Source organism: Marinovum sp. 2_MG-2023 (genome assembly GCF_030548265.1).
Classification (GTDB): domain Bacteria; phylum Pseudomonadota; class Alphaproteobacteria; order Rhodobacterales; family Rhodobacteraceae; genus Marinovum.
On the sequence record NZ_JAUOSD010000002.1, the window covers coordinates 57,179 to 70,398 of the forward strand.

At 60.9% G+C, this 13,220-nt stretch carries 12 protein-coding genes; 5 read left to right on the forward strand and 7 right to left on the reverse strand.

All coding sequences use genetic code 11. The annotated features are described in order from the left end of the window. Positions 1–41: 41 nt before the first annotated feature. Genes Q4577_RS03140 through Q4577_RS03155 form a run of 4 tightly spaced genes read left to right on the forward strand, consistent with a single transcriptional unit; the run spans position 42 to position 5,069 of the window. Positions 42–959, forward strand: coding sequence for an ABC transporter permease (locus Q4577_RS03140; RefSeq protein ID WP_303468770.1), 918 nt, complete (start codon positions 42–44; stop codon positions 957–959). Next, positions 956–1,873 (forward strand): ABC transporter permease, encoded by a 918-nt coding sequence (locus Q4577_RS03145; RefSeq protein ID WP_303468769.1) that lies wholly within the window; start codon positions 956–958, stop codon positions 1,871–1,873. Before Q4577_RS03140 ends, Q4577_RS03145 begins: the two co-directional genes overlap by 4 nt. Beyond that, complete coding sequence (locus Q4577_RS03150) at positions 1,870–3,696, forward strand: ABC transporter ATP-binding protein (RefSeq protein WP_303468768.1); 1,827 nt, start codon at positions 1,870–1,872, stop codon at positions 3,694–3,696. The genes Q4577_RS03145 and Q4577_RS03150 overlap by 4 nt, the downstream gene beginning before the upstream one ends. A gap of 8 nt (positions 3,697–3,704) precedes the next feature. Next, positions 3,705–5,069 (forward strand): lyase family protein, encoded by a 1,365-nt coding sequence (locus tag Q4577_RS03155; RefSeq protein WP_303468767.1) that lies wholly within the window; start codon positions 3,705–3,707, stop codon positions 5,067–5,069. On the opposite strand, the gene Q4577_RS03160 is transcribed toward Q4577_RS03155, so the two are convergent. The 7 genes from Q4577_RS03160 to Q4577_RS03190 form a co-directional block, all read right to left on the reverse strand. Beyond that, a complete protein-coding gene (locus Q4577_RS03160) occupies positions 5,062–5,991 on the reverse strand; it encodes a LysR family transcriptional regulator (protein ID WP_303468766.1) in 930 nt (309 codons plus the stop codon). The genes Q4577_RS03155 and Q4577_RS03160 overlap by 8 nt on opposite strands. 295 nt (positions 5,992–6,286) lie before the next feature. Next, a complete protein-coding gene (locus Q4577_RS03165) occupies positions 6,287–7,084 on the reverse strand; it encodes an HpcH/HpaI aldolase/citrate lyase family protein (RefSeq protein ID WP_303468765.1) in 798 nt (265 codons plus the stop codon). Next, positions 7,084–8,211 (reverse strand): hypothetical protein, encoded by a 1,128-nt coding sequence (locus Q4577_RS03170; protein ID WP_303468764.1) that lies wholly within the window; start codon positions 8,209–8,211, stop codon positions 7,084–7,086. The genes Q4577_RS03165 and Q4577_RS03170 overlap by 1 nt, the downstream gene beginning before the upstream one ends. Before the next feature lie 21 nt (positions 8,212–8,232). Continuing rightward, on the reverse strand, positions 8,233–9,288 hold the full coding sequence (locus tag Q4577_RS03175) for an ABC transporter ATP-binding protein (protein ID WP_303468762.1): 1,056 nt from the start codon (positions 9,286–9,288) through the stop codon (positions 8,233–8,235). Positions 9,289–9,300: 12 nt separating this feature from the next. Next, positions 9,301–10,116 carry a carbohydrate ABC transporter permease gene (locus Q4577_RS03180; RefSeq protein WP_303468761.1) on the reverse strand — a complete coding sequence of 272 codons (816 nt, stop codon included), beginning with the start codon at positions 10,114–10,116 and terminating at the stop codon, positions 9,301–9,303. Continuing rightward, complete coding sequence (locus tag Q4577_RS03185) at positions 10,113–10,997, reverse strand: carbohydrate ABC transporter permease (protein ID WP_303468759.1); 885 nt, start codon at positions 10,995–10,997, stop codon at positions 10,113–10,115. The genes Q4577_RS03180 and Q4577_RS03185 overlap by 4 nt, the downstream gene beginning before the upstream one ends. A gap of 66 nt (positions 10,998–11,063) precedes the next feature. Next, positions 11,064–12,338 carry an ABC transporter substrate-binding protein gene (locus Q4577_RS03190; RefSeq protein WP_303468758.1) on the reverse strand — a complete coding sequence of 425 codons (1,275 nt, stop codon included), beginning with the start codon at positions 12,336–12,338 and terminating at the stop codon, positions 11,064–11,066. A 137-nt stretch (positions 12,339–12,475) separates the two neighbouring features. Between Q4577_RS03190 and Q4577_RS03195 the strand changes: the two genes are divergently transcribed. Beyond that, positions 12,476–13,138, forward strand: a complete 663-nt coding sequence (locus tag Q4577_RS03195; protein ID WP_303468756.1) for a GntR family transcriptional regulator — start codon at positions 12,476–12,478, stop codon at positions 13,136–13,138. Positions 13,139–13,220: the final 82 nt, after the last annotated feature.

Sequence of the window (13,220 nt, forward strand, 5' to 3'; positions counted from 1 at the left end):
CAGATCCCTGACCGCCGACCTTCTACAGGACCCCAAAACACATGTTGAAATATATCGCACTCAAGGGCTTGTTGGCGATTCTTGTCGCCTTCACCGTGTCCTTGGCCGCCTTCCTTTTGCTGAACGTCGCCTCTGATCCGGCCCAGGCCATCGCAGGCGAAGACGCCACCCCCGACGTCGTGGAAACCATCCGCATTCGCTATGGTCTCGACCGACCGGTTTACGAAAGATACCTCTCCTGGTTGGCCGGCGTGGCGACCGGGGATTTCGGCGAAAGCTATTACTGGCACAAACCCGTGGCAGAGCTGGTCGCCGACCGCGCGGACGAGACCCTGACACTTGCGCTTTCGGCGCTGTTCGTCACCATCCTGATTGCGGTTCCGCTGGGCGCGCTTGCCGGTCTGAACCCGAATTCCTGGATCGACCGGGCGGCGCTGGGGGTTGCGGTTTCGGCCCAGGCCATTCCCAATTTCTGGCTGGGGTTGATCATGATCATCCTGTTCGCGGTGATGATCCCGATTTTCCCGGTTTCGGGTGACAACACCTGGTATCACTTTGTGCTGCCCGCGATTGTTCTGGGGGCATCGTCGGTGCCTGCGGTGATGCGTCTGACCCGCACCGGCCTGATCGAGGTCATGGGCGCCGATTACATCCGCACCGCCCGCGCAAAGGGATTTCGCGGCAATGCCCTGTTGCGGCGCCATGCGCTGCGCAACGCCATCCTGCCGGTGATCTCTGTCCTCGCGGTGCAGCTGGGCCAGAAATTCGGCGGCTCTGTCATCACAGAAAGTATCTTTGCCATCAACGGGTTGGGCCGTCTGGCGCTGGAATCCATTCTTGGGGCCGACATTCCCACGGTCCAGATGCTGATTTTCGTCTTTGCCATCGTTTTTGTGGCAATGAACCTTTTGGCCGACATCCTGAACGCGGCCCTCGACCCAAGGATTAGAATTGGATGACCGACGTTCAAATCACACAGACCACCGCCGCGCCGCAGGCCGAAACCGAAGGCCTGTCACCGGGGCAGGAGCTGCGCCAGCGGATGCTGGGCCACACCGGGTTTCTGATCGGGGCGGGTCTGATCACGCTTGTTGTGTTGATCGCGATCTTTGCCCCGTTGCTGGCCCCACATGACCCTTATGCGCAAAGTCTGGCCAACCGGATGCTGCCCCCGATCTGGCAGGAGGGCGGTTCGGCGGATTATTTGCTGGGCACGGATCAAAACGGCCGCGACTACCTGAGCAGGCTGATCTATGGCACACGGATTTCCGTCACCATCGGTATCGGCGCGGCCACCATTGGCCTGTTGATTGGCGTCACCTTTGGCGTGCTGGCGGGCTATTTTGGCGGCTGGGTGGATCATGTCATCAGCTTCCTGCTGACGGCCCAGCTTGCGCTGCCGGGGCTGTTGCTGGCGATGGCGCTGGTATTCATCATCGGCCCGTCGATCTGGGTTGTGATCGGCATCGTTGGCGTGTTGCACTGGACCTATTACCTTGTGGTAACACGTTCGGCCACACAACGCCTGCGCAGTCTTGATTTTGTGGCGGCCTCTGCGGCCTCTGGTGCCAGCGCGCCACAGATCATCCTGCATGAGATCCTGCCAAACCTGATCCCGCAGATCATCGTGATTTTCACCTTTGAATTGGGCATCTCGATCCTTGCGGAATCGAGCCTGTCGTTTCTGGGTGTCGGGATTCAGCCGCCAACCCCGTCCTGGGGGTTGATGATCGCCGAAGGCAAACAGGCGATGTTCTTTCGGCCCTGGTTGGTGATCCTCCCCGGTATTTGCCTGTTTTTGCTGGTGATCGGCGCCAATCTGATGGGCGACGGGCTTCGTGACATCACATCCCCGGAGGGCCGCAACGGATGAGCGCGCTTTTGAACATTTCCAATCTCAACGTCAGTATCAAACTGCCGCATGGCACCCTGAGTGCGGTCCGCGACACGACAATCACGCTGCAAAAGGGCCGGTCTCTGGGCATCGTTGGCGAAAGCGGATCGGGCAAGTCGATGACGGCGCTGTCGCTGATGCGGCTGTTGCCCCGCAGCGGGGATTTTACCGCCGACGCCATCGAATTTGACGGCACCAATCTGCTGGCGCTGGATGACCGCCGCTTTGCCGAAACGATATCCGGCCCCGGGATCGGTATGATCTTTCAAGAGCCGATGACATCGCTCAATCCGGTCTACACAATTGGCCGCCAAATGACCGAAGCGGCGGTCTGGCGTGGCATGATGTCGGCCCCGGCCGCCCGGACCAAGGCCATCGCCCTGCTGGACCGGGTTGGCATTCCCGACCCCGAAGGGCGGATGTCGCAATATCCGCACCAGATGTCAGGCGGACAGCGCCAGCGGGTGATGATCGCCATGACGCTGATGCTTGATCCCAAGCTGCTGATTGCGGATGAACCGACCACCGCGCTGGATGTCACCGTGCAGGCGCAGATCCTTGATCTGCTCGACGATTTGCGGCGCGAGCGTGATATGGGCATGATCCTGATCTCGCATGATTTGGCCGTCGTGGCGCAACGCACCGATGCGGTGGCGGTGATGTATGGCGGCGAAATGATTGAACAGGGCCCGGCCGAGGCGGTGCTGCGCCGGCCTGCGCATCCCTATACCCAGTCGCTGCTCAATGCGATTCCGCAAATCTCCGGCGCGCCGGGGCGTCTTGGGGCCATTCCGGGGCTGGTGCCGTCGATCATGCAGGCCACCAACACCTGTATCTTTGCGCCCCGTTGCGCCCATGCCCATGCGGTCTGTACCGCGCAACGCCCCCCGTCGCGTGCCCAGGGGGGCGGGCATATGTGCCGCTGTGTTCTGGACACACCTCCAACGATTGTCACCTCGGTCACGCCCTTGCGGGCGTCCGCGCCGCAACCAGACACAGAGCCGGTGTTGTCTGCCCGCGATGTCACCCGCGTTTACACGTCGCGGCGGGGCATGTTCGGCCCGAAACGCGACATCAGGGCGCTAGACGGTGTGTCGCTTGACCTTCGCAAGGGGGAAACCCTGGCCCTGATCGGTGAAAGCGGCTCTGGCAAATCGACGCTGGCGCGCATCCTGTTGGGTCTGGATCACCCGACATCGGGCGCGGTGTTCATGGGCGGCCGTCCGGTGGCGGAGGTCGCGGTCAAGGACCGGGCGCATTTTGTCCAGCCGGTGTTTCAGGACCCCTATTCCTCGCTCAACCCGCGCCGGCGGCTGGCGGAAATCATTGCCCGGCCGCTGGAACTTTCCGGGCATGGCACTGCTGCGGAAAACGACGCGCTTGTGCGCAGCACGCTGGAATTGGTGCGCCTGCCGTTGCGGCTGTTGCATGCCTATCCTTCACAGCTGTCCGGGGGGCAACGCCAACGGGTGGCCATTGCCCGCGCGCTGGTCACCAAACCACAGGTGCTGGTCTGTGACGAACCCACTTCGGCTCTGGATGTGTCGATCCAGGCGCAGATCCTCAACCTTCTGGATGATCTGAAAGCCGAAATGGGGCTGACCTGTCTGTTCATCACCCATGACATGGCGGTGGTGCATCAAATCGCCGACCGGGTGGTGGTGATGTTGAAGGGTCAGGTGGTCGAAGAAGGTGCCGCGCGTCAGGTGCTGCGCCAGCCGAAAAATGACTATACGCGTCGGCTGGTCGCTGCTGCGCCGCGCTTTGAGGCCAAGACCGAAGAAATGGAGATCGTGCAGTGAACAGGTCAATGAATACCAAAGAAGGCGCGCTTGCCTGGACCGGTGGCGCGCTGACGCCGCAGACCCTGTTCAGCCGTGAATCCAAATGGCAATCCTGGTTGGATGTCGAGGCGGCCCTGGCCGAGGTTCAGGGCGAAATGGGCATCATTCCCGACTGGGCGGCCAAGGCGATCCGTCAGGCCGCCAAGCTTGAAAATATTGGTGCCGAAACAATGGCGGCCCATGCGCGCATGACCATGGCGCCGGTCCTGTCGCTGACCCGGTTGCTGGCCGAAGCAGCGGGCAAGGCGGGCGATTATGTGCATTGGGGCGCCACAACCCAGAACATCACCCAGACCGGGCGCATTCTGTTGATGCGCGAGGCCGACAAAGCCATTCGCATCAATCTGGAGGCCACGTTGCAGCATCTTGCGCTGCTGGCAGAGAACCATTCCGCCACGCTGATGGCGGGCCGGACCAACCGGCAACATGCCCTGCCGATCACCTTTGGCTTCAAGGTTGCCGGCTGGATCGAAGAGCTGGGCCGCGCCGTCCAGCGGCTGGATGGCGGAATACAGCGGCTGTCGTCGCTGCCCTTTGGCGGCGCGGTGGGGGCCTTTCATGCCTTTGGGGCTGAGGGAAAGGATCTTCAGCATCGTCTTGCGGCGCGCTTTGGTTTGCAGGACATGCTTGTGCCCGGCCGCGCCATCAATGACATCTTTGCCGATTATGTGGTGCAGCTCTGTCTGTTGGCGATGACGGTGGATCGGATTGCCAGCGAGATCTACGGTCTCATGACCCAGGAGATTGGCGAGCTGGCCGAGCGGCTTGACCAGGGCACAATCGGATCGTCGACCATGCCGCACAAGATCAATCCGAAATTCGTGGTTCAGGTGCTGGCCGAGGCATCGCAGCTGCGCAATCTGTCGGGCATGGCGCTGGAAACCGGGCGCACAAGCCACGAAGGCGACGCCGCCGTGAACCAATTGCTCAGCGCGTTGCTGGACGATGCGGTGCCATTGGCCTGGCGGATGACGGACAGTTTCAAAACGCTCTTGGAGCGGCTTTCGGTTGATGTCGACCGGATGGAAAGCAACGTGCACCTTACCGGCGGGGCCATTGCCACCGAACATCTGATGATGAAACTGGCCCCCAAGATCGGGCGCGCCCAGGCCCATGATGTGGTGCACCACGCGCTGGATGCACGCCCCTCGCCCACGTCAACCGTGGCCGAGATCATGCAGAACGACCCAGAGGTGTCGACCCATCTGACGGTTGATGAAATCCGACAAGCGCTTGATCCCGCAGAATATTGTGGCGACAGCGAACGTATCGCAACCGAGGCCGCAGCCATGGCCCGGTCGCTGGCCCGCCAGCTTGCGACGCCTAGATAAGGGTCATCAAATCGGCGACCTGAGCATGCGCCGCCCTTTGTTGTTCGACATGCGCGCCAAGCGCATTCAGGAACGGCTCTGTCAGGGCGGCGCGTGACCCTTTGGCAAAAACGGCGGCATAGGTGATCCAGGTGTTGCCCTCGATCGGGCGCAACACCTCGGTTTTCTGCGACACATCCGGCGCAAAGACAATATCGGCCAGGGTGATGCCGATGCCGTTGCGCACCATTTCCATGGTGACCAGCGACGACCCGGTTTGAAAGGCGATGTCGGGGCGATGCCCGGCCTTGCCCATCACCTCATCCAGTCGCAAGCGCCAGCGCTGACTGGCTGTCAGGGTCACGAATTTCTCACCCGCCAAACGATCGACCGGCACCTCGTCCAAAGAGGCAAAGGGATGGTCGGCAGGCGTCAACACACACAGCCGCGTGCGCAACAACGGCAGCACATCCAGCGGCACGATTTCGTTTTCCACCGGCAAGGAGATCAGGCCAATGTCATAGCCGCCGCCGCCAACCTTGCTTTCGATATCAAAGCGGCTTTCCACATGGATATTGACGTCATAACTGATGCCCTCGCCGTCCAGCCGCGCCAGTGGCGGCACGACAAGCCCGTTTGCAATCGGGGCGGCGGCCACAATTGACAGGGTGCGGTTGCTTCTGTTGGCCACCTCACGCGCGATATTGGGAATCTGCGTCAACCCGTCCAGCGTGTTCGAGATCTGGTGGTAAAAAAGGATGCCATGTTCGGTCAATTCCAACGCCCGCCGCGTGCGCGAAAAAAGCGTCAGCCCCAGCTGATATTCAAGCTGTGTCAGCAGCCGACTGGCAGCGGAATTTGACATATTGGCCCGGCTCGCGGCCTCGGCCAGGGTGCCGGTGACAACGATGTCCCGAAAGAGTTGCAAGCCGCGCAGATACATTGGTCCAACAGTTGTGATTTTTGCAACATAAGACAGCAAAACCGGGTTTCGGTCAAATGTTCAACCGGGGTCTGCCCCCCTTCATCGCGTGATGCGTTTTGCCCCGGCCGCCCGATTGTGATCGGTTCCTGAAATCCGATCTAATCACATGAATTTTGGTCCCAAATCACAGGATTGGCGCGCCCGCCACGGCACGCCGCCGCATCGCACGCGGCCAGTTTCACGCGCACCAGCCGCAGCCGCAGCCGACCGGGGGTCTGACCCCAAAGCCGGCCGCAAGATCACGGGCGTGAGGTCAATATCCGGTGCCGGGCTGATCCTGTGCCCCCGCCGCATCTTCTTCGTCAGACAATGCGGCAACCGCCGCCGCCACGCTGCGCGTCAGATGGGCAAAGTCATTGCCCGGTGTCACCAGCGCACAGCCCTGATCGCGGCGGGCGCGGGCGTCTTTGGCGTCCGAACAGAAGATGCCCACCGGGGTGCCATGCCGTTTTGCACTGGCCACGATCTTGGTTATCGCCGCCTCTGATTTCGGGCGCGGAAACCCCACATGGCCATCAACCGCAAAGGCCAGGTCATTGGGCCCAATATAGACCATGTCGACGCCCTCAACCGCGAGGATATCGTCAATCCGGTCAACGGCTTCGGCGGTTTCGATCATCGGGATGACCATCACGGTATCGTTGGCCTCAGCGACATAATCCTTGCCACCATAGAGCAAACCGCGCGACGGTCCGAAACTGCGGGTGCCAAAAGGCGGATAACGGCAGGCCGACACCAGCGCCTCGGCCTCTTCCGGGGTCGAGATCATCGGGCAGATGATGCCATAAGCGCCTGCGTCAAGCAGATGCATGATCTGGGCCGGATCCAGATCCGGCACCCGCACCAGCGGAATGGCCGGGGTAGAGGACAGCGCCTGCAACATGTGCAGCGCCTCCTGAAAGCTCAACATACCGTGTTGCAGATCGACGGTGACGGAATCGACGCCGGAATGGCCGACACCTTCGGCGGAATAGGTTGACCCGATGGAAAGCCACCCGTTCACCACGGTCTCACCTGCGGCCAACCGCGTCTTGATTGTATTGCTGCGCATTATCCTGCTCTCCTGTAATCTGGTAAAAGGGCCGCATTGGCCACATATCCGCCGGCGTCAAGCGCAAGACCCCCGGCACGCGCGGCCGCAATTATGTCGTCCGCAAAAACCGGGTGCTTGCGATGATCGCCAGACACAACAACCAACACCTCGGCCGGGGTGTCGCCAATTGCCATGATCGTGCGAACCGCATCCGCCGGAATGGAATAGGTGTCGCGCGCCGCCAGATCAACCGTCACATCGGCCTCTTCATTCAAGGTCAGCCGGATTTGACCGGAGCGAACGATGAGCACCATCTTTTCCGACAGGGTGAACGGGCTGACCTGTGCGCCCGTCGCAAGCCGCAGCCATTCCACCGAAAAGCCGTGCGGATTGGTGACCGGGGCGGCGTGATCGCGGTTCTGCGTCAGACCAAATCCGATCACCGGCGCGATCTCGGCCCCGCATCCGGGCAGCTGGGCGTCAACAAAGGCAGGCCGGAAATCCCGGTCGCCTTCGGTCACGACGCGGCGGCGCATCTCTTGGGGTGAAACGACCCGCAGTTGGGCAACGTCCTCGTCGGGCATGGGCGCAATGCGCGCGTCTTCGCCCGGCACCTTGTCACCGCGAGAGGTATCAATCAGCGTGTTGTCGTTCGAGATATAAAGCCCGTAAAACGCCGCCTCGTGGATAATGTCGGGGTGGAAAATCACGCCGCCGGTGTTGTCACCGCCCAAAGCGGTAAACAGCCAGCCGTCATCCGGCCCGGTGTTGGTAAAGCCACGAAAGATCCAGGTCGGCACCGAAAGAATGTCGCCCTCGCGGCCAATGAATTCATTCTCGCCTTGCGCGCCCCAACGGAAGGTCCATTCACCCTTTTGCACGATGAACACCTCGGCGGTGAAGTGCACATGCAGATTGTTGGTGATGCCGTTGGGCATGGCCGCCGCACCGATGTTGAACCCATGCGGTTCGGGCAGGTTGATCACCTGTTCGTCGGACGAGGTCACGCCGGGGCCGATGATGGAATAGTTTTCCTTCAGATGCGAGCCGGGCTTCTTGCAGTCGATGAAGGCGACCGTGCAGGAGACATAATCGTCACGTTTGACGTGGCGGGCGTCGGCCTCGGCCTGGGAAAGTCTGGGCATTTCAGTGTCCTTCTGGTTCGGTCACGCGTCGAGACGCTGGCCGGTTTGTTTGTCAAACAGGTGGATGCGCGCACCGGGCTTGGGGGCCAGGGTGCAGGGCGCGTCGATCGGGGCTTCGAAATCCGCCGGGGCGCGGGTACAGACCGATGTCCGGCCATTGCGCAGGGTGACCAAGGTGGAATCGCCGGTCAGCTCCAGCGCATAAAGATTGCCCGAAATCGGCGCCGCGCCGGGATCGGTCAGCTGCAGATCCTCGGGGCGAATGCCCAACACGACATCGCCGCGATCAGCCCCCGCCACCGGCAATGACACGCCGGGTGCCTCAAAACGGCCACCGGTGATCCGGCCTTCGACAAGATTCATCGAAGGCGAGCCGATAAAGCCCGCAACAAACAGGTCGGCGGGTTCGGAATAGATCTTCTTGGGCGTATCCAGCTGCACGATCCGGCCTTCGCGCATGATGGCGACGCGGGATGCCAGCGTCATCGCCTCCATCTGGTCGTGGGTGACATAGACGGTGGTGACCCCCAATTCATGATGCAGGTGCTTCAGCTCGGCCCGCATGGTCACCCGCAATTTGGCATCAAGGTTCGACAGCGGCTCGTCCATCAAAAAGATCTTGGGCGTGCGCACGATGGCCCGGGCCAGCGCAACCCGCTGGCGCTGGCCACCGGACAATTCCGAAGGGCGGCGTTTCAGCAAGGCTTGCAGCTCGACCTTCTCGGCGGTTTCCTGCACCCGCGCCTCACGCGCCTTGCGGTCCATGCCGCGCAGCTTCAGCGGATAGCCGATGTTTTCGGCCACGGTCATATGCGGATAAAGCCCGTAGTTCTGGAACACCATGGCGATGTCGCGGTCCTTGGGCGGTTTGTCGTTGGCACGTTCGCCCGCAATCATCAGATCGCCCGCGGTAATATCCTCCAGCCCGGCAATCATCCGCATGGTTGTGGTCTTGCCACAACCCGATGGACCCAGCAGAACAAGGAATTCACCTTCTTCGATGGTCAGGCTCTGTTTTGGCACAGCGAGGAAGGAACCATAGCGTTTTTCCACGTCGACGAGTTGTACTTCGGCCATATCCCGGGCCCCCTATTTGACTGCGCCAGCGGTCATGCCGCGCGTGAAATGTTTCTGGATAAGGAGCGCCATGATGAAGATCGGCACCGTGATCATGACCCCGGCGGCGCTCATCAGCTCCCACAGGTCGCCGCGTTCGGTGCGGAAACTGACCAGCCCCACCGGCAGCGTGACAGCATCGCGGCGCGTCAGGATCAGCGCAAAGAGGAACTCGTTCCAGGTCAGGATGAAACAGAAGATCGACGAGGTGAGGATGCCCGGCGCCGCCATTGGCAGCACGATGTCCTTGATCACCCTGAGGCGCGAGGCCCCGTCGATCATCGCCGCTTCCTCACTGTCGGTCGGGATCGCGTCGATGAACCCCTTGATCATCCAGATCACGAAGGGCGTCACAATGGCCAGGTTGACCACGATCAGCGCAAGTCGCGTATCAAGCAAGCCCAGCGACCGGAACATCAGGAAGAAGGGCAGCACGATCACCACCGCCGGAATGAACTGGGTCGACAGGATCAGAAAGAACAGGAACTTGCGCCCCCGCACCCGGAACCGCGAAAACGAATAAGCCGCGAGCGCGGCACAGGGCACCGCGATCAGCACCGTCACCGATGCCACAATCACCGAATTCAACACCATATCGCCGAGGTTCCAGGGATCGGAGAACACGGTGACAAAGTTCGACAGCGTCGGGCTGAAATCCAACGACAGGGAATAGGCATCGCGCGGCCGTTTGAACGCGGTCAGGAACATCCAGGCGATGGGGAAGAGGACGATGGTGGAAATCAGCAGCAGCAATCCGCGCTCGACCCACCAGAAAACGGATTTTCTCATGCCGTGGCCATCTTTCTTTCGCTGAGCAGCATCCGGACATACCAGACAGAGATCAGCATCATGATTGCGGTGAGGATCCAGGCCAATGCCGAGGCATAGCCCATGTCGTACCATTTGAAGCCGACGTTGAAGATGAAGAAGGCCAGCGTCTCGGTCGAGGTGCCGGGGCCGCCGCCGGTCAAGGTCACCACCTGATCGAACATTTTCAGCGCAAAGATCGTCTTCAGCACCGCCACCACCAGCAACACACCCTTCATCTGCGGCAGCACGATGCCGAATATGATCCGCAGGTTGGAGGCCCCGTCGATCCGGGCGGCCTCTTCTGTCTCTCGCGGGACCGAAGCCAACCCGCCAAGGCACATGAAGGTCATGTAAGGCGCCCAATGCCAGACATCGGTCAGCACCAGAATGGCCATCGCAAGGTCAGGACTGGCCAGCCAGGGCACGCCGTCCAGCGCCGGAAAGACCGCGCCGAGGCCCTTGGCGATGACGCCGAATTCCGGGTTGAACATGAAACGATAGCTGACCCCGATCAGCGCCGGGCTCATCGCAAACGGCAGGATCAGGATCACCCGAGTAAAGGTATGCATCCGCCCCTTGCGCCGCAAGAGCAGCGCCAGCGACATGGCGATCACCAGGGTCAGGATCACACTTGAGATCACAAAGATCGAGGTCACCCAGAGCGAGTTCTGAAAACCCGGTTCGGAAAAGGCGTATCCGAAATTATCGACCCCGACGAAATCACCGGGGCGGCGTTGCTTGGTCAGATCCCATTCGCGAAAGGCCGTGACCAGCGAATAGGCAAGCGGATAAAGCGTTGTCGCCAGCACGATCAGGAATGCCGGGACCAGCAGTAGGTAAGACAGGGACCTGTCCTGCATGGCGCACCTCTGTTGATAGGGAAACGTGGCGCGCCCCGCGATACGGGGCGCACCGAACACCGGGGATCAGCGAATGCGCCGGATTTCCTCGGCCGCGTGGTTCAGCGCCGTGGCGGTGTCGGTCTCTTCGCCGCTGGCAAGGCTGGAAATCGCGGTTTCGATGATTTCGGAAATCCGCGGCCAGTTGTCACCGAAATCCATACCCGCCGCCGTGGCCAGAGCATCGGCAGCGGCGGAATGCATCCCGCCCCAACGCGCGTTGACCTCTTCGTCGCGCAGGTTGGAAAAATGCACCGCGACAACCTCGCTCAGGTTTTCGTCAAGCAGAACCTCGCGTTCCAGCGCCGGATCTGTCAGCCAGCCAAGGTATTCCGCCGCGGCATCCTTGCTGTCGGCACCTTGGGTCACAGCAAAGATCCAAGTGTTGGTAAAGGTTGTCTTGTCCGCATCCCCCACCGACGGCAGCGAGGTAAACCCGATCTGATCGGCGGTCAGCTTGGATTGCTCGGGGTCGGAAAGCTGCGAGCGCACCCACCACCACACGGGCAGCATGGCTGAATTGCCCTGTTTGAAGCTGTTGACCGCATCCTGTTCGACAAAGGTGGCCGATCCCGCCGGGGCAATCTTTTCGTCCCGCAGCAGGCTGACATATTGCTCCGTCGCGGCGATACCCGCATCAGAGATGAAAGCCGGGTCGCCGTTTTCATCAAACAGATCGCCACCGTGACCCCAAAGCAGGTTGATCCAGACCATCAGATTCTGGCCGTTCAACTTGCCATAGGGCAACGCGATCCCGGAGGCGTCGGTCGCCCCCTGCACCGCTTTGGCGGCACTCACTACATCGTCCCATGTCGAGGGCGCTTCGACCCCGGCCTGTGCCAGCAGATCCTTGCGATAGAACAGCAGCTGCACGTGGCCGCGCACCGGCAGACCCACCAGCGCGCCGTTCACCCGTCCATGACGCAAATGCGCGGCGGGAAAATCCCCAAGGTCAACACCCTGCGCCGCGATCTCATCTTCGATTGGCTGCACCAGCATCTGCAACGAAGGCACCCATTGGTCCATGATCGACACCACGTCGTAATCACCACCGGCAACCATCTCTGTGGTCAGCGCCTCTTTCATGTTGGGAAAGGGCACATAGTCATAGACCACATCAATTCCGGTCGCCTCTTCAAAGGCGGCGAGCCGCGCTTCATGCGCTTCGAACTGGCTGGACTTCACCGCCAACACATGAACCGTTTTGCCGTCATGGGGTTTGCCTGGGCTGGCCTCCCAGGCGCTGGCGCCTGATGCAAGTAGCGCCGCGGCGATGGCAATCGCGCTGGTAAATCGTTTCATGTGAACCTCCCGAGTTGAAACAAATGTGACCATACAAATGGGTAATAATTTGGTCAATAAGATTATCAATAAGATTATTGTTGATGAAAATTGCCACACAGCCTAGGATCGTGCGGACCATTACGAGGCCAGATACAATGCCGACATCCCTTCAGGCGGACTTGGAAAACGATATTATCTTTGGGGTTTACCCCCCCGGAACGCGGATCACCGAAGACAGCGTCATGGAACATTACGACGCCAAACGGCATGCCGTGCGTCACGCCTTTGCCGAGCTGGAAAATCAGGGCCTGCTCGTGCACCGCCCCCGCCGTGGGGTCGAGGTTGTCGACTTTACACCGGATGAGGTGGACACGCTTTATGATCTGCGGATCGCGCTGGAATGCGCGGCGGCGCGGCGCACGCCCCTGCCCGCCCCGCCCGAGGTCACAAGCCAGCTTGACGACCTTACACAGCGGCACAGTGCAGCGGTGGAGCGCGGCGCATTCCGCGAGGTTTATGACCTGAACCAGCAGTTCCACGAGCTTCAATACAGCTGCTGCACAAACCCGAGACTGGCGGAACTGATCGCAAAACACGCCCGCATGGCCCAGCCGATCCGGGTGGTGAAATACGATGACAAACAGCATATGCGGGTCATCGTGGAGCAGCATCTCGCCATCATCGAGGCGCTGCGCGGCACATCCTCGGACATCTACGAAGCCAGCGTTCGGGCGCATCTTCCGGCCTCGGCCGAAGCCTATCGCAGCCTGTATGAACGCCGCTTTGCCGGCCGCAGAGTCAACGACGGGCAAAGCTGAAAACACGAATCCCGCATCGCGCGCGCCGCGCCCGGATCAGAAACCCGGTTCAGACCACCGGAATCAGAACGCCGGGCTCAAA